Source organism: Nocardia sp. CA-084685 (assembly GCF_050955785.1).
GTDB lineage: Bacteria > Actinomycetota > Actinomycetes > Mycobacteriales > Mycobacteriaceae > Nocardia.
Genome location: NZ_CP192094.1, coordinates 2,235,331 through 2,261,161, shown reverse-complemented (window position 1 = coordinate 2,261,161; position 25,831 = coordinate 2,235,331). Strand labels below are relative to the sequence as shown.

The 25,831-nt window shown below is 65.8% G+C and carries 16 protein-coding genes; 4 read left to right on the top strand and 12 right to left on the bottom strand.

Annotated elements, in window-relative coordinates:
- Positions 1–10 precede the first annotated feature (10 nt).
- From ACQP2U_RS10040 to ACQP2U_RS10025, 4 genes are read left to right on the top strand one after another with little or no spacing between them, the layout of a single operon-like run.
- Positions 11–1,399 (top strand): ABC transporter substrate-binding protein, encoded by a 1,389-nt coding sequence (locus tag ACQP2U_RS10040; RefSeq protein WP_433714413.1) that lies wholly within the window; start codon positions 11–13, stop codon positions 1,397–1,399.
- Positions 1,396–2,247 (top strand): metallophosphoesterase, encoded by an 852-nt coding sequence (locus tag ACQP2U_RS10035; RefSeq protein ID WP_433714412.1) that lies wholly within the window; start codon positions 1,396–1,398, stop codon positions 2,245–2,247. The genes ACQP2U_RS10040 and ACQP2U_RS10035 overlap by 4 nt, the downstream gene beginning before the upstream one ends.
- Positions 2,248–3,189 (top strand): carbohydrate ABC transporter permease, encoded by a 942-nt coding sequence (locus ACQP2U_RS10030; RefSeq protein ID WP_433714411.1) that lies wholly within the window; start codon positions 2,248–2,250, stop codon positions 3,187–3,189.
- Positions 3,179–3,991 (top strand): carbohydrate ABC transporter permease, encoded by an 813-nt coding sequence (locus tag ACQP2U_RS10025; protein ID WP_433714410.1) that lies wholly within the window; start codon positions 3,179–3,181, stop codon positions 3,989–3,991. Before ACQP2U_RS10030 ends, ACQP2U_RS10025 begins: the two co-directional genes overlap by 11 nt.
- A gap of 20 nt (positions 3,992–4,011) precedes the next feature.
- Here the strand turns inward: ACQP2U_RS10025 and ACQP2U_RS10020 are convergent, their stop codons facing one another.
- From ACQP2U_RS10020 to ACQP2U_RS09965, 12 genes are all read right to left on the bottom strand, one after another.
- Positions 4,012–4,824, bottom strand: a complete 813-nt coding sequence (locus ACQP2U_RS10020) for an SDR family NAD(P)-dependent oxidoreductase (protein WP_433714409.1) — start codon at positions 4,822–4,824, stop codon at positions 4,012–4,014.
- A gap of 399 nt (positions 4,825–5,223) precedes the next feature.
- The gene (locus ACQP2U_RS10015; protein WP_433714408.1) at positions 5,224–6,786 is read right to left on the bottom strand and encodes a PfaD family polyunsaturated fatty acid/polyketide biosynthesis protein; all 1,563 of its coding nucleotides are present in this window, start codon (positions 6,784–6,786) and stop codon (positions 5,224–5,226) included.
- A complete protein-coding gene (locus ACQP2U_RS10010; protein ID WP_433714407.1) occupies positions 6,783–8,834 on the bottom strand; it encodes a beta-hydroxydecanoyl-ACP dehydratase in 2,052 nt (683 codons plus the stop codon). The genes ACQP2U_RS10015 and ACQP2U_RS10010 overlap by 4 nt, the downstream gene beginning before the upstream one ends.
- Positions 8,831–15,400 (bottom strand): SDR family NAD(P)-dependent oxidoreductase, encoded by a 6,570-nt coding sequence (locus tag ACQP2U_RS10005; protein ID WP_433714406.1) that lies wholly within the window; start codon positions 15,398–15,400, stop codon positions 8,831–8,833. Before ACQP2U_RS10005 ends, ACQP2U_RS10010 begins: the two co-directional genes overlap by 4 nt.
- A gap of 29 nt (positions 15,401–15,429) precedes the next feature.
- Complete coding sequence (locus ACQP2U_RS10000) at positions 15,430–16,029, bottom strand: GDSL-type esterase/lipase family protein (RefSeq protein WP_433714405.1); 600 nt, start codon at positions 16,027–16,029, stop codon at positions 15,430–15,432.
- A 64-nt stretch (positions 16,030–16,093) separates the two neighbouring features.
- Positions 16,094–17,344: an NAD(P)/FAD-dependent oxidoreductase gene (locus ACQP2U_RS09995; protein WP_433714404.1), complete on the bottom strand. Its 1,251-nt coding sequence runs from the start codon at positions 17,342–17,344 to the stop codon at positions 16,094–16,096.
- Positions 17,345–17,385: 41 nt separating this feature from the next.
- The gene (locus ACQP2U_RS09990; RefSeq protein WP_433714403.1) at positions 17,386–19,047 is read right to left on the bottom strand and encodes an AMP-dependent synthetase/ligase; all 1,662 of its coding nucleotides are present in this window, start codon (positions 19,045–19,047) and stop codon (positions 17,386–17,388) included.
- A gap of 115 nt (positions 19,048–19,162) precedes the next feature.
- A complete protein-coding gene (locus ACQP2U_RS09985) occupies positions 19,163–20,095 on the bottom strand; it encodes a LysR family transcriptional regulator (protein ID WP_433714402.1) in 933 nt (310 codons plus the stop codon).
- Positions 20,096–20,358: 263 nt separating this feature from the next.
- A complete protein-coding gene (locus ACQP2U_RS09980) occupies positions 20,359–21,621 on the bottom strand; it encodes a cytochrome P450 (protein WP_433714401.1) in 1,263 nt (420 codons plus the stop codon).
- A gap of 91 nt (positions 21,622–21,712) precedes the next feature.
- A complete protein-coding gene (locus tag ACQP2U_RS09975; RefSeq protein WP_433714400.1) occupies positions 21,713–23,068 on the bottom strand; it encodes an FAD-dependent oxidoreductase in 1,356 nt (451 codons plus the stop codon).
- A gap of 157 nt (positions 23,069–23,225) precedes the next feature.
- On the bottom strand, positions 23,226–24,500 hold the full coding sequence (locus tag ACQP2U_RS09970) for a cytochrome P450 (protein ID WP_433714399.1): 1,275 nt from the start codon (positions 24,498–24,500) through the stop codon (positions 23,226–23,228).
- Positions 24,497–25,735 (bottom strand): cytochrome P450, encoded by a 1,239-nt coding sequence (locus tag ACQP2U_RS09965; RefSeq protein WP_433714398.1) that lies wholly within the window; start codon positions 25,733–25,735, stop codon positions 24,497–24,499. The genes ACQP2U_RS09970 and ACQP2U_RS09965 overlap by 4 nt, the downstream gene beginning before the upstream one ends.
- Positions 25,736–25,831: the final 96 nt, after the last annotated feature.

The window sequence follows — 25,831 nt, the reverse complement described above, 5'->3', positions numbered from 1 at the left end:
CCCTTCAGCGATGAGGAGAACCACCGTGAAACGCACCGTGCCCGTACTGGGCCTGGTGTTCGCAACCACCGTCGCGCTCAGCGCCTGCGGCGGACTCGGGAGCACCACCACCGACTCGAATGCCGACACCACCCAGATCCCGGAACTGAAGCCGGATCAGCAGGTGTCCATCGTGTTCGAGTCCTACAATTACGGACTCGCGGGGGCGTGGACCGACACCTTCAACGCGCTGATCGCCGATTTCAGCAAGAAGTACCCGAATATCAAGGTGACCGCGCAGAAGCCGCAGGGCAATAGCCCGAATCCGGCCACAGACACCATCTCCAGCATTCAGAACCAGATGGTCGCGGGCACCCCACCCGACGTCGCGCAGCTCGGCTTCAGCGATCTGGACTACACCATCCACCAGCTCGGCGCCAAGCCGCTGGACACGCTGGTTTCCAAGCAGGAAGTCCAGCACAACTTCGACGGCGCCAAGTATCCGTTCGCCCCGAAGGCGCGCACGCTCGCCGATTGGGACGGCCACACATACGGTGTTCCGTTCGTATTCTCCACGCCCGTCCTGTATTTCAATGCCTCGCTGTTCACCGAGGCCGGGCTCGATCCGGCCAAGCCACCCGCCACCTGGCAGCAGGTCTCCGATGCGGCCGCCGCGATCACCGCGAAGACCGGTAAGGGCGGTGTGTACATCGATTGCCTGACCAAGACGGCCAAGGACTGGTGTTTCCAGTCGATGGTGCGCTCCAATGGCGGCCGGGTCATCTCCGAGGACCGCAAGACGCTGTCGTTCGCGGACGCGCCCGCGGTCGAGGTCACTCAGATGAGCAAGCAGCTGGTCGATTCCGGCAGTATGCCGAAGCTCAACCAGAAGCAGGGTTATGAGGCGTTCGCGCGCGGTGAGATCGGCATGATCCTGGAGACCAGCGCCATCCAGGGCACCTTCGTTACGGGCGCCAAGGACAAGTGGGATCTGCGAGCGGCACCCATGCCGAGCTTCGGCAGCAAGCCGACCGTGCCGACGAATTCCGGCGCATCGCTGCATATCCTGTCCAATGACCCGGCCAAGCAGCGGGCGTCGTGGGATCTCATCGCATTCCTCACCAGCGAGGACGCCTATACCAAGATCTCGCAGGGCATCGGCTATCTGCCGCTGCGACCCGGTTTGATGGACGATCCGAACGGGCTGAAGACCTGGTCGGAGCAGAATCCCTTGCTGAAGCCGAATGTCGCGCAGCTGGCGAATATGGAGCCGTGGATCTCGATGCCGGGTAGCAACTATCTGCAGATCCGTGACGGCATGATGGACGCGGTCGAGTCGATTGTGTTCCAGGGCAAGGATCCCCAGTCCACCTTGACCACCGCCCGGCAACGGGGCGCCGAACTCCTGCCCGCGTCATGAGCACGGTGACGGTCGTTCAGCTGACCGATACCCACATCCGGGCCAGCGGGGAGCGGGTGCACGGCAACATCGACACCTACGCCAACCTCACCCAGGTGCTACAGCAACTGCGGGCCTCGCGACAGCGCATCGACGCGCTGGTGTTGTCGGGGGATCTGACCGATAACGGTTCTCCGGAGGCATATCGGCGGCTGCGTGACGCGGTGGAGCCGGTGGCCGCCGAACTCGGCGCGCGGACGGTGTACGCGATGGGCAACCATGACGAGCGCACGGCGTTCGGCATCGAGTTGCTCGGTCTCGAGTCGGTCGATCCGGACCTCACCCACGACCAGGTGGTCGACGTCGCCGGACTGCGGATCATCGCGCTGGACAGCAGCACACCGTGCCGGCACGACGGACGGCTCGAACCCGAGCAGCTGGACTGGTTGACCGATCAACTGCGCGAGCCCGCACCGCACGGCACCCTGCTGGTGCTGCACCATCCGCCGATTCCGTCACCGGTCGCGGCAACCGAATATCTGCGGCTCGAGCAGCCGGAACTGCTCGGTGAGGTGCTTGCCGGATCGGATGTGCGACTGATCATCTGCGGGCACAACCATCTGACGGGCGCGGCCGCCCTCGGCGGCATTCCGGTGTGGATCGGGCCCGCACTGGCCTATCGCATCGATACGATCGCACCGCTCGGACGGCACCGTGGCCTGACCGGTTTCGGTTACAGCCGCATCGATCTGCTCGGTACGACTCTGGTGGCCACCGCGATCGAGGCGACGCCCGCCGAAACCGTCTACGACCGTGCCGAAGCCGATGTGCTCGAGCAGTTGGCCGCACTGGCCGCCGAGGCCAGGTAAATGTTTGTAGTCGAAACCCCGACTGCGGCACCGGATAACGTAACGATTCCGCAGACGCCCCGTCTCGTCCGATTCCGCAGGGCGGGGCGGTTCGTGGTGCCCTACCTTTACCTCGCGCCTGCGCTGTTCCTGCTGGTGGTGTGGATTTATCGGCCGCTGGTGCAGGCGTTCGAGTTGTCCACCTATTCGTGGAATCTCCTGCCGACCTCGCCGATGAAACCCGTCGGAACCGGCAATTACGAACGGCTGGCACAACTTCCGGCGTTCTGGGATTCGGTCGAGCGGACCGGAGTGCTGATTCTAGGCATGCTTCCGTTTACTGTTGTGCTGCCGGTGTTGGTCGCGCTGGCCAGCAGGAGGGTGCGGGCCCGGACCTTCTACCACGCCTTCATCTTCGTGCCGTTCCTGGTGGCTCCCGTCGCGGCAGCGGCGGTTTGGCGGTGGCTGCTGCATCCCGGCAGCGGCTTCGTCGACCAAGTGCTCGGCTCGGATCGCAACTGGGTATACGACGCGGACACCGCGCACGCCGTCATCATCGGGATCACCGGCTGGCAGTTGCTCGGATTCGCTGTGCTGGTGGTGTGGGCCGGATTAGCCGGCATCAGTGGCGATTACGACGAGGCGGCGCAGGTGGACGGCGCGAGTCCGGGACAGATCCGGCGCTGGATCACTCTGCCGCTACTGTCCCCCACACTACTGTTCCTGGTACTGACCACCGTACTGCTCAGCCCGACATTGACCTTCCCGCTCATCGATTCGATGACACAGGGCGGTCCCGCGCAGGCCACCACCAATATCTACTACCTGCTGTGGGACTACGCCTTCCACAGTTTCGACGCCGGACTCAGTGCGGCGGCCGGTGTGCTGCTGTTCGCCGGATTCGGCGTGATCGCCGGGATCCTGGTCTGGATCTCGGAAAGGGTTGCCTTCCATGATGATTGACCGTCTGCGGACCGCGACCAGCCATCTGCTGCTCGCGGCCACCGCCGTGGTGTGCGTTTTCCCCATCTATTGGCTGTTCGCCACCTCGCTGCGGCGGCCCGAGGACGTCACCTCGCTGTCCCCCTTCCCCTGGCCGATCTCCTTCGCCAACTACACCGATGCCGCCGAAAAGGTCGATGTAGTCGGCTTGATCGCCAATACCTTCTTCGTGGCGGCGCTGTCCGCGGCAGGACAGCTGCTGGTGGCGCTGCTGGCCTCCTACGCGTTCGCGATGTACACCTTCGCGTTCCAGCGGATCCTGTATCTCGCATTCGTCGGCACCTGGTTGGTTCCGTTCCAGGTGACGATGCTGCCGAACTACGTGCTGCTCACCCGGCTCGGACTGGTCAATTCCCTGATCGGCGTGGTGCTGCCGACCCTGTGTTCGGCACTCGCGGTGCTGCTACTGCGCCAGCACATGGCCAGCTTCCCCAAAGAGCTCGTCGCCGCCGCAAAAATCGACGGCCGCTCCTCCTGGTCCATCCTCTGGACCGTCGTCGTCCCCAACCTCCGCCCCGCCCTAGCCGCCCTGGCCATCTTGCTGTTCATCAACGCCTGGAACGAATACTTCTGGCCCGCAGTCGTTCTGCGCCAATCCAATAGCGTGCTGCAGCTGGGGTTGCGCAGTTTCATGGGTACCGAAGGAGATCAATGGGGGCCGATGATGGCATTGGCAAGTCTGGCCTGCCTGCCGGTGTTGCTGATGTATCTGCTGCTGCAGCGGCACATCGTGAACGCGTTCGTGCGGTCGGGGTTGAAGTAGCCCGAGTTGAAACCTGAAACTCAGTCGACGAGTGCGCCGCCGGACAGATTGGCGATTGCTCCCGTCATGGATCCAGCTCGATCCGAAGCCAGGAACGCGGCCGTCTCCGCGATGTGGGACAGCGTAGGCAACCTCTTCAGCAGCGTCGCCTGCGCCATCGCCCCGCCTTCGAGCAATTCCTGCACCGACTGCCCGGACGCTGCCGCGATTTGCCTGAAGAGGTCCTTGGTGTAGGAACCCGCTGCCGGCGCGTCGACGACAGCGTGTGGACGGATACCGATGACCCGAATGTTGCTGGGCGCCAGCTCCGCGGCCAGGTTCCGTGCGAAGGCCTCCTTGCCGGCCGCGCTCACACTGTGCCCCAAGATGCCGCCCACAGCCAATTTGGCACCTGGCTCGGACAACGTCAGGATGACGCCGGGACGCTGGCGACCCATGTGTTGTGCCACAGCCTTGCTGGTAATGAACAGGGCTCGCAGAAAGCCGTCGATCGGCCGCATGAACTCCTCCAGCGAGAGGTCCGCGAGCAAAGTCCCTTGGTCGTGCATGACACTCACGGCGTTGAGGGCGATGTCGATCTCGCCGACCGCCGCCGCGATCGCATCGGCGTGCTTTTCGACCGCCTGTTGATCGAAAACGTCAACTTGTGCGGTTTCGACTGTTCCGCCCATGGCGCCGATATCACGCGCCACGGCGTCGAGCTTCGCCTGCGTGCGCCCGGCGATGAAGACCCTCGCGCCCTCCCGGGCGAATACCCGTGCGATAGCGCCGCCGATAGCGCCCCCGCCGCCATAGATCACAGCGCTCTTATCCTCGAGGAGCAAACCACTCATGTCCGATCACGTCCCATTCCATTGATAGGCAACCATTGGTTGCACATCACCCTGCCACGAAGGCCGGAGACACGCAACCTTTTGTTGCGCAATAATGGCGAAGCGCATCGCATGCGCAGACCCACGCGGTTCGTCGCGGCTGGCCGGCGACCCGGCGGCAGCCCGGTCACGGTCCGGAGCGACGCAGGTTCGCCGCCGAAAACCGGGACGGTGCCCTCGGATGATTCTGGCTGCGCTCGGGCAGCCGCTTCGGGAGATCCGATGAAGTTCGGTACGCAGGGCACGATCGGCCAGCCGGATCCGCACCGAATCAGCGTCGAGCTCGGAATATACTGCGAGCGGAGATTCCGAGCTCGACGCTGATCCGGATCACGCGGGACGGCGATCTCGCCGCGCTGGTCAGCGCTGCTGTATAGGTCGCGGCACGAACCGGGTGCATTCGGCTGGTAACCGCACGCCTGCCGTGCGCAGTTGGGCGATCCTGGTGAGGTAGGCCGTGCCGAGCATCATTTGGTCGGCGATCTCGGATACGTGGCGGTTGTCGAGGACAGCGAGGTAGGTTCCGGCGACCCATTTGTTGAAGCCGCCCATGGCGGGGCCACACCAGATCTGGTAGTCGGGGGTGCGGTCAGCTTCACCACGGATGCTCCAACCGGAGGACAGGCCGAGGTACCAGCGGAATACCAAGGCCATCTTGCGTTTTGGATCTTCGGCCGCGCCGATCAGTTGCACGGGGTCGCGCTCGGTGAAGTAGGTGACGCAGTCCTGCCAGACCGTTTCGAGTGGCCGTCGGAAGAGGGTGGCTTCGAGATCGCGGCGTAGGTCGGTGGGGATGTCGTCCAATCCGGTGTAGGCGCGATAGGTGTCGTACAAGCGTTGGGCGCGGGCGGCGAACATGGTGCCTCGACGCAGGACTTGGACCTGTACACCCAGTTCGAACATGTCGGAGGATGGGGCCATTGTGCAGTCGGCGAAATCCGCTCGGGCGAGTAGTTGTTTGGTTGTTTCGCATTGGGCGGCCTCGCGGGTGGCCTGATTGATCGAGCCGGTCACCACGTAGGCGGCGCCGAGTGCGAAGGCGGCCGCGGCGGCAGCGGGGGTGCCGATGCCGCCCGCCGCGCCGATCCGTACCGACGCCGCTGCGGGGACCGTGGTGGCGATTCGATCGCGCGCGGCGACCAGTTCCGGGAACAGTACGAGCAGTGGTCTGCGATCGGTGTGGCCGCCGGAATCGGCTTCCGCGGTGATGTCGTCGGCCATCGGCACCCGCTCGGACAGGCGGGCCTGTTCCGATGTCAGATCACCGGATTCGACCAGTCTGCGGAGCAGATCGGCAGGTGCAGGGCGCAGAAAGGGTTCGGCGACCTCGACTCGGGACACCTTGGCGATCAGGCGATTGCGCACCTCGAGCCGGCCGTGCCGGTCACTGCTGAGCCCGGCCGCCCGGTATCGCACGACCTCGGTGGTCAGGCCCATGAATGCCGAGGCCTCGACGCAACGCACGCGGTGCCGCAGGCAGGAATCGACAATCGCGCGCTCCAACGCCGGTTCGGACGGACTGTGAATCAGGTTGCAGGCAAAGGGCTTTCCCAGCGCACTGAGTTCGGCCAGCGCCGCATCGACCGCAGCGGGGGCCACCCCGGCCGCACCGTAGGAGGCCAGGTAGCCCGCCCGCGCCATCGCCGTCACCAAAGCCGGTGCGGCGATGCCATTGGCCATCGCACCCGCCGTGTATGCCGAGCCGACACCGTGGGTCGAGCGGAACCGCTTGTCCCCGAGCGACTCCGGCGGCAGCGGCGCGACCGCCGTGAGCACTTGTGATCGGGCCGCGACCGCGGCATCCGAGGTCGCGCCCATCCGGCCGTCGTGCCGCACGATCCAGCACGGCTGCCGCACGTCGAGCAGTACGTCCGTGATTTCGGCGGCGGTCTCCGCGACGACGCTGGTTGACGATGTGGTCACGACCGCTCCTCTCGCGTACCGAGTTCGACCGCGAGGTCGATGAGTTCATAGATCCGCAGCCCCGGCTTCCACAGCGAACCGTCCGCGATCACGGTGACACCCTCTGCGCCCCTGCGGATTTCCTTGATGTGCGCCTCCAGCCGCACCGTCGCATCGGTCGGCAAGAACTGGCCGCGGTAGCGCCAGGTGAAGGCGATATCGCTGGGGATGCGGAAGACCGGATCGGCGATCGCGTCGGCGAATCCGGCATCGAGCATCCACTCCTGGATGGCGTGGATGACCGATTCCACCCCGAGCGATCCCGGGATCACCGGGTCCAGGTGAAAGTGGCGGGCGAAATACCAATCCGACGGGTCGATTTCGCGCAGCGAATGCAGATAGCCCGCATTGTATTTTCCGCCGCCGTCGACCACGTCGATCCGGTCGATCAGTGCCAGGGTGCGGCGCGCGCACAACCGCCCGTTCGGATCCGCTCGGCGAGCGGCGACATCGATGGTGCGGGTGGCTTGCGGATGCTCGTCCAGCCAGGTCGGGACGGACCGCCCCGCGTCGAGGCCGGTTTGGTTCGCCAGTGCTTCGTCGCTGAAGTACCCGAACATGGTCTCGCCGGTGTAGAAGGGTTCTCCGTCCACGCTCAGCGTGTAGTCGAAATTCTGCAGTGATGAGCCGGGCAGGATCGTCGTCGACAGCAGGCGCGAGGTCTGCTCGATAGTCTTGTCCCGCAGATCGACCTGGCGCAGAACGGTTGCGGTGCCACCGAGGTTGCGCAGGCTCAGGGTGACCCCCGGCTGGGTGAGGGTGGGACCCGCGTAGTAGCCCATCAACAGTGCCGCCTGCAGCGAGGTCTCCATGTACACGAAATGCGGCATGGATTCATTGGCGGTATCGCCGTAGTACCAGGAATCGGCGGGTGAGTCGTATTCGGTGCGGTACGTCGCGGCGTCCAATTTGCCACGGGCACCCTGGAATTCGAGCACACGGTCGACCAGGAGCAATCCGCCCGTCGGCAGGCGGGTTGCTCGGACGCCGGTGTATTCGGCGAACTCAGGGCCCATGGCGATGGCTTGGTCGCCGCGGGCGAGGTGGGTCATGTGGAATTCGTTGAGCAGTAGGCCCGGGACCGCGTCACCTGGCCCCACGCCCGTGCCCGTCGGTTCCGCCACCCTCACGGTGACTTCCAGTGGAACGGAACCCGTGACGGTGGCGGTACCGGTGACATGCGGACGGGGAACCAGGTCGATCTCCGTGACTATGAATTCGACTGTGCCAGCGCGACTTTCGGATGTGGCCGACTCGCTGGCCAGGGTGCTCCGCGACAGGCACAGCTGCATGCCGGTGAACAGTGCGAATACCTCGGCCGCCTGTACTGCGGCGGCTCGTGCATCGCCGTCGAAATGCGCTACCACGCGGCCCTTTCCGGTGCCCCCGCGCAGTTCGATTGTTACGACCTCGGTGAGGGCCAAGGGGCCCGCCGCCGCTAGCCGCGCCACGGATTCGACGCCGGAGCGCCGATATCCGAACGCACCGGTGGCATCGCCCTGGGTGAGGCGTACCAGTGCGGCCCGATCAAGACTGGTACAGGTCGTGCGGACCAGCGGTTTGAATGCCCACTCCGGTGCGGCGGAGATGCGTGCACTCGAGATGGACGAGTTGCTGAGGCCCCGGCCCGCCACCGGAACCTGCGGATGTACCGTCAGCTGCCATATAGCCCGTTGCAGTGCGACCTGGGCGGTCAGCGCGGCGCGGTGGGCGGCGACGACGCCCGAACGTATCTCGGTGAGGGGTCCCGGAGTTTGCGGGCGCGCCTTTGCTGCGGCGGTCGACGTTTCGACTTCCTGCACCGCAGGCGTTTCCTGCCTTGGCGTTTCACTCCTCGCAGACGCCTGGTGCGCAGCCGGTCTCTCGTGCACCGGTGGTTTTTCGCGCACCGCCGGACTCCCGTGGACCACCTGGCTCTCGTGGAGCGCCGGGCTTTCCTGGGCCGTACCCTTGGCCGCGGCAGCACCGACCGGATCGAATGGCACCCCGTCGAATTCGAGCACCGTCATGCCGACCACCCCCGCACCGAAGCCTGGAATTTCGCGGTCAGATCCGGTGTCGTCACCACGGTGACGTCCGAGAAGCGTTGTAGCACTGTCCCATCCGATGTTGTCGCGGTGGCGTCGATCCGGACATCGAAGCTGCCTGGCCGTGGGTTGTCCACGGTCAGCAGGAACGGCTCGTCCGTGGGCAACTGCCGGTAGTAGTCGACCCGGCCGACGCCCAGTGGCAGACAGGCTGCCCCGAGGAGTCGGTAGCCCAGCACCGGTGGGCCCTGCAGGATCAGGTCGGCTAGAACCGGATCGTGCAGGCGACCGGCATAGGCGCCATCGGCCACCCGCGCGGCGGGCAAGGCGCAATGGAAGACGATCGCCTCGTCCGAGGCCGCCAGTACCGTACGCAAGCCCTGGAGGGCAGGCGCGTGGAACTGGATGGCGTCGCGGTAGATATTGGCGTCGCTGACCGATCCGGTCGGGATCGCCTTGGTTGACGGCTGATCTGGTTCGACAGCCAGCAGCAACGTCGCCCGGAAGTGCAGCGCATCGTCACTACGGACGGTCGCCATGACCAGCATTCGACCGTCGGCCGACGCACCGGGGACGAGTTCGAGTTCGAGTTCATCCACCGGATAGTCGAACACGATTCCCTTGAGGACCTCGAAATCCCTGGCACCGATAACCGTTCGACCGGGAAGGCTGCGCTCGGCCAGGTTCACCATCGCGCCGATACCGAAAGTGGCTGGTAGCACGATGTGTTCGCCGATTCGGTGCGCCTGGATAATCGGATCGTCGGTGAGCCCGGTGATGATCCGCCGGGCCTGCATCGCGGGTGGTTCGACGGTCGTATCGCCCGTGAGGCTTTCGGCTGGACCGATCAGTACTACCGCGTCGTCGCAGCGGTCCGCAGTGAACTGTTCGGTGAAGGCCGCCGCACCCGTTCCGGGGTCAAGCAGGGCGATGCCGCGAGCGTGGAAATGCTCGCGCAGTTCGGGCGTCACCATGCCGCCGTCCCAGGCTCCCCAGTCGATCGCGGTGACGTGGCAGTCGGGATGGCGTCGCCGATAGCTCAGCGCGAATCGAGACAGTGCTTCGTTCGCCGCCGCGTAGTCGGCCTGACCCGCATTGCCGAATAGCCCGGCCACCGAGGTGAACAGCACCAGATGCCGAAGTTCGCCCAGCGCGGCCAGTACAGTGGCCAGCCCGGAGATCTTGGGATCGAGCACCCGCTGAATGGATTCAGCCGTCTTATCGGTGAGCATGGAGTCCGCCAGCACACCTGCCCCGTGCACGACGCCGGTTATGGTGTCGCGCCACGGTGCGAGTGCGGTGCGCACCGCCGCTTCGTCGGTGGCATCGACGGCCAGATACTCTGCCCGCGAACCCAATTCGGTCAGAGTTCCGGTGATTTCGCGGGTGGACCGCACTCGGGCGCACGCACGCTCGATATCGCGTGGCTTCGCTCCGGTGCTGACCAGTGCGCGCACGGCCGCGGCTCTGAGTTCGGCATCGGGAACGCCTGCAGCCCAGTCGGGTTCAGGTGACAGCTCGGAGCGGCCGAGGAGCACGAAGCGCGCCTCGCTGCGCTGCGCAAGCGCACGGACACAGGTGGCGGTAACGCCACGCGCGCCACCCGTGACGAGCAGAACATCCTCTGCCGTAAGCGCACTCGGCCCTTGCTCGTGACGCACGAGGCCTATCGGACGGGCGGACGCGTGCGCACTCGGCACCAGCGTCCTACGCTGCTCCGCCGCATCGATACCCACCTCGAGCGTGTCACGTGCGGCATCGTGCAACTCTGCGTTGACCAGCTCGGCCAGTCGCGCCGCTGTTATTTTCGGGTCGATATCGAGTGCCCGGCAGAACAGCTCGGGCTGTTCGGCCGCAAGGGTTTTCACGACACCGCCGACTCCGCCGAGCAGCGCGGCAATCGGACCCGCCGTGCCGAGGAAGCCGAGGCGACCATCGAGCCGGGTCACCGTGACGAACGCCGCCCGACCATCGGTCTTCGCCAAGCGCGGCACCGCGTGACCTGCGGTCAGCACGGCTGCGCCGAGCCACCGCTGCGCGGCCTCCCAATCGGCGAACTCACAGCTCAGCACCGCGATGCAGATATCGACGGAATCGAGATTCGGCAGGCCTGCCGAATCCGTACGATGCACCAACCAGCCCTGCTCGGTGAGCATGGATTCGATGGCGGCGCAGTCTGCGTCCGCCTGGCCGGTGAGGTCGACCAACGCGACCACACCGTCCTCGCGATACGGGGCAACGGCCCGGTCCAGCGACGGCAGGGTGATCAGTTCGACGGCATACCGCGGCGTTTCGGCCGCGGCCTCAGCTTTTGGGTGGACATCACCACCCACCGACGTCGCGAGCTCGTCGACGATCTGATCCACAGTGCGTAGCGTGCCGAGCTGCTCCGGACCGAGGCTGGGTAATTCTGGAAACCGTTCCTGCAGCGCGCCGATCACCTGGACTCGTTTGATCGAATCGACGCCGAGGTCGGCCTCCAGATCCATCGACGGATCCACCATCTCCACCGGATAGCCGGTCTTCTCGGCTACGACCTGTCGCAATGCGATCCGCAGGTCGTCACCGGTGGGCGCGGCGGCCGACGCGCGTGCGGCACCGACTGTGGGTGCGGCCGCCGCAGCAGTCCAGGCAGCGTCCCTAGGCGCAGCGGGCCCGGCACCACCTGGGGGTGTGGCGGCCGCAGCAGCTCCGGCAGCAGCCCCAGGTGCAGCAGTAGCTCCAACCGTGGGCGCGGCCGCCGCGGCAGTTCCAGGAGCCGCCGTTGGTGAAGCTGTGACAGCTCCGGCACCAGCTGTAGGCGCGGCACCTCCGGCAGCACCCGTGGGCGAAGCCGCCGTAGGCGCACCAGCCAGCCCGGAGACTGTCCCGTCCCCGAACAAATCCGCGATCTGATCGAGCGTGCGCAGCGTTCCCAACTGCTCCGGACCCAGATCGGGCAGCTGTGGAAACTGCTCCTGCAGCGCACCGATTACCTGAACCCGCTTGATCGAATCCACCCCGAGATCGGCCTCCAGATCCATCGACGGATCCACCATCTCCACCGGATAGCCGGTCTTGTCGGCCACGACCTCGCGCAACGCACTCAGCAGTGCCTCGGCGGATGTCCGAGAGCCGGATGCCGCGCTGGACGCGCCGCCCTCAGCCCCCGCGGCAGCCGCGCCACCATTGGCCTGGAACTCGGGACCAGTCGCAACACCACCGTTGAACTCGGAAACAACCGGCCCACCGTTGGTGGAAATCCCCGAACGCCCCGCCCTGATTCCGGCAGCATCCGAGCTGTCCACACCCGTCGAAGCCAACGGCCGCCGCTCGGGGGCCGACTCGATCGCCGCCTGCCGAGTGGACTCCACCCGCCGCGTCACGGCCGATGTCCGCGCAACAGGGGCGAATCCACCCTCCAGCTCCGCCAACTGCGCGAGCACTTCACTTGCCCGCGAATGACTTTCACTGATCGCGACACCGTGATCCTTTACGGCTTCGATCGCCCGCAAGGTCGCCTCGTCGAGCGATCCACTGCCGAGCGCACCGGCCAAGCCGCGTGCCATATCCAGCTGTCCGTCCAGGAACTGACGGTGGGTCTGTAGGTGCTGCACGAGCGCACTGTCGAGCGCGTCCGACTCGTAGGGCTGATACACAGTCGTCTCCGTAGGTTCGGCGAACATTGCTGCCACCGGCAGCGTTTCGGGCTGAGGATCGACCACGGTGTCGACCGGAGTCGGTGCGGAAACACTGACTCGATAACCGTCATCGAGTGCGGCCGCATACGCCGCACGCCTACTCTCGGGCACGTACTCCGGCGCCGAGATCGTCACGGTCATCGCACGATTCGAGGCACGCGGGGCTGGCAGAGGCGCGGCATCCCGATTGATTCCGTGCAGGCCGAAGCCGAGCACGGCCAGCCGCACCGCCGCCCGTACCAGCGCGAGATCGCTATTGCCGATGGGACCGGAATCGGTCGCAATGGCGATGACATCGTCGCCGAGGGTGCGCCGCACCAATGAGGTCAGCACCTGCTTCGGTCCGAATTCCACGAATACCGTGCAGCCATCGGCACGCATCGCGGTCAGCGCGGCGACGAATTCGACCGGCTTACTGAGCTGTTCGGTCAGCAGTGCTCGATTGGCAACCACATCGTCGCCATAGCGAGCGCCGGGGGTATTCGCGTAGACCGGCGCGTCGGGCGCACCGACGTTCACCGCCGCGGTCGCGTCGGCGAACGCGTCCACCGCATGCGCCACATACGGTGTATGGAACGCTCCCGACACCGGCAGGGCCCGCGTCGCCACCCGACGCGCACCGGCCTGCTCGACGACGGCGGCGATCCCCTCCGGCCCGCCGCCGACCACGACCTGATCGGGCGCATTGTGATTGCAGATCCAGACATCGTCGATACCGGCGAGTAGTTCCTCGGCGATTTCCCTCGACGCACCGAGCGCCACCATGGTCCCGGCCTCGACTCCTGCTGCCGGTGTCATCGCCGCCCCGCGTGCCCGGGCCAGGGCGAAGAAGTCCTCGGTAGCGATCGCACCGGAGGCCCATAGCGCGGTGAGTTCGCCGAAACTGTGCCCCAGATATCCATTCGCACGGAATCCGCACTCCGCCAGCGTCTGGAATTGCCCGGCCGATAGCGCACCGATCGCGGGTTGCGCGAATTCGGTTCGGCGCAAGGCCTTTTCCTGTTCCGACGATGTCTCTTCATCGAATGCTGGGGGCGGGAATACCACTGACGACAGCCGTACCGGCGCCCCGGTGAATGCGATATTGGCGGCGTCGAAGGCGGCACCGACAGACGGATTGCTCAGCACCGCATCCGATCCCATATCGACGTACTGACTGCCCTGCCCGGCGAACAGCGCACCGATCCTGCGCTCCGGCAGTGCCGCCGCCCGGAAGTACACGCCCTCCGGGTGATCCCACGCCACGGCCGCGGGGTTGCGCACCAGTTCGTCGACCGCCAGCGCCCGCAGGTGCGCGGCATTCTCGTCGTCTACCGAGACGAATCCGATGCGCGCGTGGTCCTCCGGAATATCGCCGCCGTCGATGCCATCCACGCTGCGAACCGCGTCCACCAGTCCCGCCACATCGGGCGCATGCCACAGATGGGCCCGCGCCGTGCGATGCAATACCGGTCCGCGAACGGAGTCGGCCTCCTCCAACACGACGTGGAAGTTGGTGCCACCGAACCCGAATGCCGAGGCGGCGGCCCGACGCACCGGCCGCTGCGGATCCCGGATCCACGGCCGAGTCCGGGTATTCACGTAGTAGGGCGCGTCATCCGATGCGATCTCCGCATTGGGTGCGGCCACATTGATGGTGCCCGGCAACACCTTCTGATGCAGTGCGAGTGCCAACTTCATCACCGAAGCGGTACCCGCGGCGCCCTTGGTGTGCCCGATCTGCGACTTCACACTGCCTAGCGCCGCGAACCGTGGCTCCGAAGTCGCTTCGGACAGTAGTGATTTCAGCGCGGTGAGTTCGGTCTTGTCCCCGACTGGTGTACCGGTCGCATGCGCCTCGATCAGCGCGACATCCGCAGGCGAGCAATCAGCGTCGGCATATGCACGATCGAGCGCGACCCGCTGGCCACCCGCGCGCGGCGCGTAGATGCTCTTCGCCCGGCCATCGCTGGAGGAACCGAGGCCGCGGATGACGGCATAGATTCGATTGCCGTCGCGACGTGCGTCTTCCAGCCGTCGCAGTGCGAGCATGGTAATGCCCTCGCCGAGCAGCGTGCCGTTCGCATCGGCGGAGAACGGGCTGATCTGTCCGTTCGCCGACAGTGCGCCCACCTTGCTGAAGCACATATAGATGAAGATGGTGTTCTCGGTATCCACACCGCCGGTGATCATCATGTCGGCCCGGCCGTCCTGCAGTTCGGCAATCGCGGTCCGCAGCGCGGCAAGCGATGCCGCACACGCCGCATCGACGGTGCAGTTGATACCGCCGAGGCCGAGCCGATTGGCGACCCGGCCCGCGGTGATATTGGCCAGCAGACCCGGGAACGAATTCGCCTCCCACGGTGCGAAAGCCGCGACGAACTTATCGGCGATGGTATCGGCGTCGGTATCGGAGAGCCCGACCGAGCGCGCCGCCTCTTTCAACACCGGTGTCGAAAGGCGCGCCGCCAGTGGATGCATCAGCGGCACCGGTCCAGTGGTGCCGAGCACGACGCCGGTGTTGCCCGGGTCGTACCAGGTGGAATCGACCGCGCCCGCATCGATCAGCACATCGCGCGCCACGCCGAGACTGAGCGTCTGCATGGTGCTGGTGACTTCGAGTTGATTGGGCGGGAGCCCGAATTCCACTGGGTCGAAGTCGATATCGGGCAGGAACGCGCCGCGACGCGAGTAGGTCTTATCCGGGGCGTCCGGATCGGCGTCGAAGTAATCGTCGAGGCTCCAGCGCGAGGCGGGCACCTCGGTGGTGCAGTCCACGCCGTCGACGATGTTCTGCCAATACTCTCGATGGTTGTGCGCGTTGGGCAGCAGCCCGGACATCCCGACAATGGCGATCGGGTTGCGCGCCAGGCGTCTGTCGTCTGTCACGAAAGTTCCTCTCGAACCGGGTGGAAAGATCAGGCGGCGACGGTGGTCGCGGTACGCGATGCGACGAGTTCGGCCGCACCCGCGGCGAACATGTGGTGACCGAGCGAGCTCGGGTGCAGACCATCGGCGGTCCACACCTCGGGCTGCTCCCATTCGGGCAGTGTGGCGATATCCAGCAGCAGCGTGCCGGTTTCGGCGGTGACGGCAGCCAGCACCGTATTGGCGAAGACGAACCGATCCCGCAGCAGTGCACGGAATCCATCGGGCACCGGCAAGCGAGCCGGAATATCCGGGTAGCTCGCCGTGAAAACCGTCGCGCCAGTGCCACCTAGCGTGTCGAACACCGTCCAGAGATTGCGTTCGAACCGATTCGAATCGAAATCGCTGACCAGATCGTTCACACCGACGACCACACCGAAGAGACTGGCTCGCGTCGAAACAGCCTGGCGCAGTTGATGTTCGAGCACACTGCTGGTGGTGGCACCGTGCGTACCGAAGTTGCGCACTGCGGCCGGTCGCAGACCGAGCTGGCCACCCAATCGCGGCACCCAGCCGCGGTAACCGCCACCGGCCGCGGCGTCACCGCGACCCTCGACGAAGCTGTCCCCCAGTGCCGTTAGTCCACTCACGACCGCACCTCGCTGACGCTCGGCTGCGTCGTGCGCGATGCGCGCTGTGACATGGTTCGCTCGCTCATGCCGACACCCCATCCTTGGTGATATGCCGCGCGTCGACCGGGAAGTCGACCTTCTCGTACAGCTCGGTCAGCTCCTGCTCGCCGAAGTACTTGTCCGGCGAGTAGGTTCCGGCGATCAGCCCGAAGAACTTCTTCGAGTAGTCCTCGTCATAGCTGGTCGCGCGGAATACCGAGTCGTAGTACGGCGTCAGGGTCAGCTCCGAGAGGCTCTGTGTCAGTTCGTAAGTGCTGGCACTTTGGGCGTCGCGTTCGACCTGGTACTCGGCAAGCGCCGCATCGAGCGGCCTGGCTCCGGAGAGGCCAGCGTCGACCAGCTCGGCCAGCAGCTGGGCGTACTTGAAGGCGTCGGTAATGCCCCAACCGGTGAACGGGTCCTTGTGGTAACCGGCGTCGCCCACCAGCGCCCAACCGGGTCCGTAGGAGCGGCGACGGTAGTTGTCCGGGTAGAGCATGGGGCGGAACTGCTCGACCCGCTTGCCCGTATCCCGCAGGCGCGCACCGAGTCCGGGGTCGATCTGGTCGACGATCTCCTGCACACCGGCATCGGGATCGGTGCGGAAGTCGCGGAAACGGTCGCGCTTGCGCATCACCGCCACCAGCGAGAGTCCGTCATTGGTCGGCCACGCCGCGAACTGCTGCTCACCGAATCCGGTGCGGTGCTGCATGCCCCAGTCGACGCCGTCATAGTAGGAGTAGTAGACGAAGCACGCCGCCGGGGAGCCCTCGTACACCTCGGCGCCGACCGCCTTGGCCACGGTCGAATTCGAGCCGTCGGCACCGATCACCAGACCGGCACGGAACTCCTGTTCGGCGCCGTCACGGACGCGCCCGCGGATGCCGACCACGCGGTCCTCGTCGAACACCAACTCGGTGACGGAGAACCCGTGGATCACCTCGACGCCGGCATTCCCGGCCGCGTCGACCAGGATCTTGTCCAGCACGGTGCGGCGCGGGCAATACACGGCGTCGATGCCGTCGGCCGCCACATCGGCGAAACCCTTGATGACGATGTCGGTGTAGGAGAAGTTCAGGTGCCGGATGGGCGGGCAACCGGAGGCCACCACCTGCTCCAGCAGACCCCACGACCGCAGCAAGCCGAGTCCGGCCTGGTGGATGTAGTGGGTCGAGGGAGTGTCGCTCGGGAAGGTGGCACGGTCCACGGCGAGGACCCGGTAACCCTTCCTGGCGAGCAGCATGGCCAGCGGGGAACCCGCGACCCGAGTTCCGACAACGATGACGTCGTACATATTCGCATCACTTTCCGGTAGTCGAGATTTCGAGATCGCGCCTATTGCGCGGGTTGGCGTGCCGGGTAGAGGTAATCGATATCGGTGGAATAAGCCGCGGCGATCGCGGCTCTGCGCAGTTTCCGGGACGAGGTGAGCAATCCCTCGTCAACGGTGAAGTCGCCGTCCACAATTCGAAATGTGCGGATCGATTCCGCACGGGAAACAAGGGAATTCGCATCGTCGATCGCGGTCTGCACGGCGGCCTCGAGATCACCGTTGGGATGGTCGCCGCGCCAACGTCGCAGTTGCACCGGATCCAGCGTCACCAATGCGGTGACATAATCGCGGCCGTCTCCGACCACCATGCAGTTACTCACCAAGGGGTGCAGTCGCACCCGGTCCTCGAGCGGCGCGGGCGCGACATTCTTGCCCCCAGAGGTCACCAGGATCTCCTTCTTGCGGCCGGTGATGCGCAGATAGCCATCGGCATCGAGTTCACCGAGATCGCCGGTGTGCAGCCAACCTTCGTCGTTCACGACGGCCTGGTCCGCTGCCGTGCCCCAATAGCCCGGCGAGACGTGCGGTCCACAGACCAGCACCTCGCCATCGGCGTCCGCGATCGCTACCGATGTCCCCGGAATCGGTCGCCCGACGGTGCCGAGCCGATTGGTTTCCGGGGCACTGACCGTCACGGCGGTCGCCGCCTCGGTGAGCCCGTAGCAGTTCAGCAGCACCACCCCGAAGCCGGCGTAGAACCCGATCGTCGATTCGTCGAGCGAAGCGCCGCCGGAGATGACGTAGCGCAGCTGCCCACCGAGCGCGGCCGCAACCGGATGGTCGGACGGTTCCGGCATCGCTCGGTCACCCAGCAACGCCAGGCCACGCGCCACCGCCTCCTGCTCCTCGGTGCCGGACAGCAGGGTTCGGCAGTACTTGCGAATCTTTTCCAATCCGTAGGGAATCAGCGCCAGGAAGGTCGGCCGCAGCGTCGGCAGCACCGGCACCAGATCCGGGATGCCGGGCAGCAGATGGGTGCGGCTGCCGCCGAACAAGCAGGCGAACAGGATGGTCTGTCCGAAGACGTGCGACAACGGCAGCGCCAACACGGTCGTGCCATCGAAGAGCGCACCGGTCTGCCGCACGGTATTGGCCGAGGACACGAACATATTGCGGTGCGTGATCAAGCATCCCTTGGCGACACCGGTGGTGCCGCTGGTGTAGACGATCATGGCCAGGTCGTCGGCGTGCACCGTGGCGATGCGGGCATCGAGATCCGCGTCGATTTCGGTCGTCGTCAGCTCCGCGATCAGCGCGAAGGTCCAGACCTCGCCCGCACCCGCGGCACGCAGGCGCGCCGCATCGGATTCGTCCTCGCCGACGAAATACGCACTGCCACTATCGCGCAGGATGTGCTCGATCTGCGCCGCCGAGGAGGTCGGATACACCGGAACGACCACCGCGCCGAGGGCGAGCAGTGCGCAATCCAGCAGCGCCCACTCCAGACTCGTGCGGCCCAGGATCGCGACCCGATCCCTCGCTTGCACGCCACGCCCGGCGAGCGCCGAGGCCAGCGCTCGTGCCCGCCGGTCCACCTCGGCGCAGGTGAGTTGCGTCCCGTCCGCGCCGCACAGCGACTGCCGTCGCGGATGTGCCGCGGCCGCACCGGAAATCACCGAGTACAAACTCGCGTCGTCCGGTAGGTCGATTCCGTTCTCGGTCACTGACACTGACACTGACACTGTATTCACAATGTCGAATTCTGGTCGGCGGCAATGAATTACGTCCCCGCCGACATAGAGGTTCCTACCGCGCGAATGTCATGGCCTATCGAAGGACTCAGGCCGACAGCGCACGGGCAATATCTATACGGGCCGGTTCCGGGGAATCGATGCACTCCAGGAAAAACGAAACCGCCGGATTCGTCTCGTCTGTACGCCACACCGCGTACAAATCCAATGTCGGCACCGGATCGAACAGTTTGACCGCCACCGAGATACTGCCCGGGGCACCCATCCCCATCGAGATGGCACGCGGTAGTGAGGCGAATCCGACGAACGGACGCACCGATACCATATGCGCGGTCGCACCGGGATCATCGGCGGTCTGCGCGACGGCCAAGCTGATCCTGGTGTCCGCCGCCGCGCGGAAGATGGAGTCGTACATGGCCGGACACTGTTCGCGGGCGAACAGCACACACTCCTGTCCGGCCAATTCGGCGAAGGGCACGCCGGGACGGTCGGCCCAGCGGTGTCTGCGCCCGACCACCGCCACCAGCGGAACCCGGTGCAGTAACCGGCGATAAGCGAAATCCGGGGTGCTCGGGTGGCCGTAGACCAGCGCCAGGTCGAGCGAGCCGTCGGCCAGCGCCGCCAGCTGCGGGCCGGTGCGCTTCTCCCACAGCGACACCACGATATCGGGATGCCGTTCGGTCATTCTGGTGAGCGCATCCGGGAGCACATGTCTGCTGGCCGGAAGGTTGTAACCGATATTGAGGGTGCCCGCGCGCCCCTCGGCGGTCGCCTTGGCGACCTGGGCGGCCCGATCCATCTGGGCCACAATGATGCGGGCTTGACTCTCGAATTCTCGGCCCGCGGGGGTCAGTTTGACCTCGTGGGAGTTACGTGCGACCAGTTGCACGCCGAGTGATTTCTCCAGCTTCTGCAGCTGGGCACTGAGACTGGGCTGCGTGAGATGCAAGCGCTGCGCTGCGCGGCCGAAATGCAGCTCTTCGGCAATAGTGATGAATGAGACCAGATGTCGGAACTCCATGCCGCCGGCTCCTTATTCCGCGTACCCGAAACGTTAGCGGAGCCAGGTAACCAAGGATGAACCGCGATCGGACGGATATCGCCGAGACCATTGCGACCGGGTGAACTGACCCCGGTGCGTGCGGCGGTGTGCTATCACGGGCCGCGACCATTCAGCATCCCGGAAACGATGGGCCGAGACAAGAGCGAATAACTCAGGACTGCGCCTCGCTGGCGCCGCCCACCTCGGACCCGACGTGCCGTTACACCGGGTCCGAGCACAATTCAGTTGGCGGTGAACCTCGTCGGCAGGGCCTCCAGGCCACGAATGACCACATTCGGCTTATAGGGCGGTTGGTCCGAAAGCAGTTCGATATCACGCACTTTGCGCAACAGCACGTCCAGCAGTACCTCCATCTCCAGCAATGCCAGGGGTGCGCCGAGGCAGTAGTGGATGCCGAGACTGAACCCGAGGTGCTTCTTGGCCGGATACATCGGATCGGAATACCTGGCCACGTCGACCCGGTCGGGATCCGGGAACACCGTATCGTCGCGATTGGCCGAATTGATCAGCACCACAACTCCTTCCCCGGTGTCGAACTCATGGCCCGCGACGGTGATCGGCCGCGTCGCGGCGCGGGTGGTGATCTGCACCGACGGCTCCAGCCGCAGCAGTTCGTCCGGCGCGGACGCGGTCAGCTCGGGACGTGCGCGCAGGGCGGCGATTTCACCCGGATTGCGCATCAGCTGCAGCATGCCGGTACCGATCAGATTGGCGGTGGTCTCGTGTCCAGCGACGAAGGTGGTGATGCACGTGGCCAGCAGTTCCTGTTCGGTGAGCACGTCGCCGCGGTCCTCGACCTGCGACAGCACACTCAGCAGGTCGTCCTTCGGATCGTGGCGCCGCTCGTTCAGCAACTCACGGAAATAGCCCATGAAGCCGCGCGAACCGGCGCTGCGAGCCTTCAGCGCCTGCTCGGGCAGCGTGTAGTCGTGATCGAAGCCGCGGGCCAGGTCCTGGGACCACCGGTGCACCTGCTCGTATGCCTCCGGCGGTACACCGATCAATTCGCAGGCAATGATCAACGGAAGCGGATAGGCGATCATCTCGACAAGATCGAATTCGCCTGCGGCCAGAGCATTGTCGACGAGCTCCTCGGTCAGCTCCTCGATGCGCGGGCGCAGCCTGGTCACCATGCGCGGGGTGAACCCCTTGGTCACAAGATTGCGCAGCCGCGTGTGGTCCGGCGGCTCCATCCAGAGAAATGAGGTGGGCAGTTCCTCGGGTGCGTCCTCCGGTGACACGGTGGGGTGCATCATCGCGGCTTCTTCCGCATGACTCCACGCGGTGGTCGACAGCACTGCCGTGCAGTCCTCATAGCGGGTCAGCAGATGGTGGCCGAGTGGAGTCTGATGCAGCGGGCCCGCTTCGCGCAGGACCCGTGCCGGCGTGTACGGGTCGGGTCTGCCTTCCGGGCCGAATAGCTGAGCGATGGCGGTCTGGATGGCGGAATCCTGGCCCGCCACCGCCGTATTCGCATGCGACATATCAGGGTGGTCCCTTCTGTGCGGTGCACCGCCGAACTGGCGGCGCGGCCGGTCGGAATGTGGCGGTGCGGGGCGCGGCATTGCGGACCCGTCACCTCGTCGGTTCGATAGGGATCGGTGTACGGTCGGGGACCGCGGCGGACTGCGCGTTGCCGCGCAGCAGGATTCGGGCCGCCATCAACGGTCGCACCAGCGCCGCGGGCGGTTCGACGAGATTGGCGACCCGCAGAAAGGTTCGCGCGACCTGCGGATCGACATGTGCGGCACGGTGTGCTCTGGCGACATAGGCATTGGTGAGGTGCGTACGGGTCGTGCGCGGGCCGATGACGCCGGTATGGCTGAGGTCGGCACCCGCAGCGAGCTGCCACGCGACATCGATCACTTTGCCAGCGGCGCAGTAGTATCGGGCAGGCAGTTTGGCCTGGTCGGATTCCGCGCGCAGACATTCGCGTAAGGCAAGAGCCTGCTGTGCGGCCACGGCCATGCCCTGCGCGTACAGCGGATTGAAGCTGCACAGCGCGTCACCGAGAACCACAAAGCCTTGCGGCACGGCGGAAGGCCGCTCGAAGCGGCGGCGCACGGGCGATCGGAACCGGTGCGGCACAGCGTCGTCGAGCGATTCGGAGGTGGTGATGAGTTCGTGGATATCCGGTGCGGCAATGGTGGCGGCGAATTCGGCGAAGCCGTCCGGATCGGTCGGTGGATGATCGCCGAGCATTCCGGCCAGTGTTATGTGCCAGCGTTCGCCCTCGACCCGAATCGCACCGCCGCCACGGCCATTCGGCCCGGTTGAGATGATCACCGATGAGTGGCCGCCCAATTGGCCCGGCCGCCAACGGAAGAGCCTGGAGGTGTAGCCGAGATCGACCTCGAGGCGTTCCTCCCGCGGTATCCGCGCTCCGAGAGCGGCCAGCCAGACGCTCGCGCGGGAGCCGCGGCCGGTCGCGTCGACGACGAGGTCCGTGGCATGCGCCTCTGCCCCGTATCCGCCGGAGACCGACACCGCCCGGACCCGTGTGGCGTCGCCGATGAGGCCGCGCGCCGTGCCCTCGCACAGGCGCACACCCGGTACCGCGAGTGTTCGCTGTCGCAGTACCTCTTCCAGTAGCGGTCTGGTCGCCATTACCGAGGTGAGGCCGGTTGATGTGGGTGCGACCCGCAAACCGCCTACATACCAGCGGGTTCCGACCAATGGCTCCGCCGTGGTCGCGCCCCGGTCGGCCATTTCGGAGGTGAAACCCGGATACAGCTGTTCGATGATGGTCCGGCCGCGATCCAGCAGTCCGTGCAGGTGCCGTGCCTGTGGTACGCCGCGTCGCATGGCGGTGCCAGCGACCATGTCGCGCTCGAAAATGGTGACCCTGGCGTAGTGCTCGGAAAGCACCCGAGCGGCGAGCAATCCGGCGATGCCCGCGCCGAGCACCACCGCGTGCCGCCGCTCATTCATGCCTGCGCCTGCCCGGCGCTCAGCTCCGACACGACCGAGAAGATCGGAGATTCTCGGTACATCGTCGAGTCGACTCGGCACCGGTGCCGCCGAATCCGGTGGCCGAATCGCTTGCGGCACATCCCAGCGCGGTCGGCTGTGTTGATTGTTCGCTCGTTCACAGCGCCACCGGCAGCGACACAATGCCGCGGTGAATCAGACTCGGCCGATATTCCACGGTGTCGGTGGCGAGTTCGAGTTCGGAGGCCCGGTCCAGCAGGGTGCCGAGCGCGGCCTCCGCCTCGATTCGCGCGAGCGGCGCACCGACGCAGTAATGAATGCCGAGGCTGAAGCCGAGATGCTTGCGTGCCGGCCGGTTTCCGGCGTAGCGGGTGACATCGAAGGTGTCCGCCTCCGGGTATACCCGGTCGTCCCGGCTGGCCGAGGCGGTGAGTACGACCACGCCGTCGCCGCGACGGAATTCGTGCTCGCCGACGGTGGTGTCGGCCAGAGCGACTCGGATGGTGAACTGGGTCGGGGCGTCGTAGCGCAGCATCTCGTCCAGCGACGGACCGATCAGCTCCGGATTGTCCCGCAACAGTTGCAGCTGAACCGGATTGCGCAGCAGTGCGAGCATGCCGTTGCCGATCAGGTTGATCGAGGTTTCCATGCCCGCGACCAGCGTCAGCAGCGCAATCCCGATCACCTCGGGCTCGGTCAGCTGCGCACGGCTCACGGACACCAGCGCGCTCAGCAGATCCGGTGTCGGATGCGCCTTCTTCTGCTGGATCAGCCGGGCGAAGTAGCCCATGCACTCCATTGCCGCGGTTCCGCGGGCGGCCACGTCGTCGGGGCCGAGCAGCGAATCCGGATCGCTGCCGCGTGCGATCGCCAGCTGCCACTCGCGAAACAGCGCACCATCGGCCGGATCGGCGCCGAGCAGCCGGACCGGCACCATCGCCACCGCAAGGGGTACCGCGAGATCATTGAGCACATCGAGTTCGCCACGCCGCACCGCCGCGTCGACCAGATCGCGGACAACCTGACCGGCGACCGGAACCATCTCCGCCATCAACCGTGGCGTGAACGCTTTCGCCACCAGCTTGCGATAACGGCCGTGTTCGGGCGGATCCATTCGGACGAACGAACCGGGAATCGCCGCGGTGGTGTCCCGGAACGGGCTGATGCCGGCGGCATAGCCGTGCCCCCAGTCCGATCCGGTGAGGATGGCGGCGCATTCCTCGTACCGGGTGATCAAAGTGACCGGGACATCGCCGAATTCGTACGGAAAAAGCGCGGCGGCATCGCGCACCCGACGGTATGCCGGATACGGGTCCGCTCGCGCACTCGGATCGAAGGCGTCGAAGGCGTCGAAGGTGATCGGATCGGCTGTATGCCCACCCGTCGCCCGACCGCCGCCCCTCATCGAATCGCTCCGCGATACTGCGTTCATTTTCCCTCCAGCCGCACATGAAGTTCGGACATGCCGCGCACGACCACATTCGGTCGATACGGCGGCTCCTCGAGCAAGGTCATGGACGCGACGCGATCGGCAATGGCACGCAGCACGACCTGCATCTCCAGCCGGGCCAGCGGTGCACCGAGGCAGTAGTGCAGGCCGAGGCCGAAGGACAAGTGCCGCTCGGCCTTTCGGCCCCTGGCATACCGCGCGATATCGAACCTGTCGGCGTCCGGGAAGGCGCGTGAGTCGCGATTGGCCGAGGCCAGCAGGACGATCACCGCATCACCGGGTGCGAAGGTCCGGCCGGAGACGGTGATCACGTCGTGCGCGGTGCGCGTGGTGAGGTGCACCGGCGCGTCGTAGCGCAGCACCTCGTCGACGGCCGATTCGCACAGCTCCGGGAATTCGCGCAGCCGCTCGAACTCCTCGGGATTGCGGATCAGCGCGAGCACGCCGTTGCCGATCAGATTGACGGTCGTCTCGTGCCCGGCGACGATGAGAATCAACAATGTGCCGAGCAATTCGGTGCGGGTCAGCCGAGCGCCCGCGTCATCGGCCTGCACGAGCGCCGTGATCAGGTCCTCGCGCGGAGATTTGCGCCGCTGCTCGACCAGATCGCCGAAGAACTCCAGGAAAGCGTGTACCGCAGCGGTGCGCGCGGCCAATTCCTCTGGCGAGAGCAGCAGATCCGGGTCGAGGCCGCGAGCGATGCCGGTCGAGATCTGGCGCACGTGCTCATATGCCTCGACCGGAACGCCCAGCAGCTCACAGACCATGGTGAGCGGCAGCGGGTAGGCCAGCGCATCCAGCAGATCGACCTCCCCCGCGGCGAGCATCTTCGCGAGCAGACCCTCGACCAACTGTTCGGCCCTGCCCCGCATGCCGCTGACGGTGCGCGCGGTGAATGCCTTGCTGACCAGTCCGCGCAACCGGGTGTGCTCCGGCGGCTCCATCCAAAGGAACGATCCCGGTAGCTCGACATCGCTATCGCCGTGCAGCAGTTGCGGTTCCTCGGCGTGGCTCCAGCGCGGATCCTGCATGATGGTCTGCGCCTCGTGGTGGCGGGTCACCACATGCATATCGTGCGGTCCGGGCACAAACGGCCCCGCATCACGCAGCACCCCATAACTGTCATACGGATTGTGCCGCATATGCGGTGCGACGCTCTCGACGACCGCCACCTGAACCGGGGTCAATTCCTCGACCGCGGAATGGTCGGAATTCACCGGCAACTCCTGAATGAAAAGCGAAATGGACACCGGGCGAAAACAATTCCGGTCCATCGTGGTACCGGCGCACCCGGCGGTACAGCGACGATCACT

Coding starts and splice junctions, on each gene's coding strand:
- ACQP2U_RS10040 (WP_433714413.1), top strand. CDS start 11: ATGAGGAGAACCACCGTGAAACGCACCGTGCCCGTACTGGGCCTGGTG.
- ACQP2U_RS10035 (WP_433714412.1), top strand. CDS start 1,396: ATGAGCACGGTGACGGTCGTTCAGCTGACCGATACCCACATCCGGGCC.
- ACQP2U_RS10030 (WP_433714411.1), top strand. CDS start 2,248: ATGTTTGTAGTCGAAACCCCGACTGCGGCACCGGATAACGTAACGATT.
- ACQP2U_RS10025 (WP_433714410.1), top strand. CDS start 3,179: ATGATGATTGACCGTCTGCGGACCGCGACCAGCCATCTGCTGCTCGCG.
- ACQP2U_RS10020 (WP_433714409.1), bottom strand. CDS start 4,824: ATGAGTGGTTTGCTCCTCGAGGATAAGAGCGCTGTGATCTATGGCGGC.
- ACQP2U_RS10010 (WP_433714407.1), bottom strand. CDS start 8,834: ATGACGGTGCTCGAATTCGACGGGGTGCCATTCGATCCGGTCGGTGCT.
- ACQP2U_RS09995 (WP_433714404.1), bottom strand. CDS start 17,344: ATGTACGACGTCATCGTTGTCGGAACTCGGGTCGCGGGTTCCCCGCTG.
- ACQP2U_RS09985 (WP_433714402.1), bottom strand. CDS start 20,095: ATGGAGTTCCGACATCTGGTCTCATTCATCACTATTGCCGAAGAGCTG.
- ACQP2U_RS09980 (WP_433714401.1), bottom strand. CDS start 21,621: ATGTCGCATGCGAATACGGCGGTGGCGGGCCAGGATTCCGCCATCCAG.
- ACQP2U_RS09975 (WP_433714400.1), bottom strand. CDS start 23,068: ATGAATGAGCGGCGGCACGCGGTGGTGCTCGGCGCGGGCATCGCCGGA.
- ACQP2U_RS09970 (WP_433714399.1), bottom strand. CDS start 24,500: ATGAACGCAGTATCGCGGAGCGATTCGATGAGGGGCGGCGGTCGGGCG.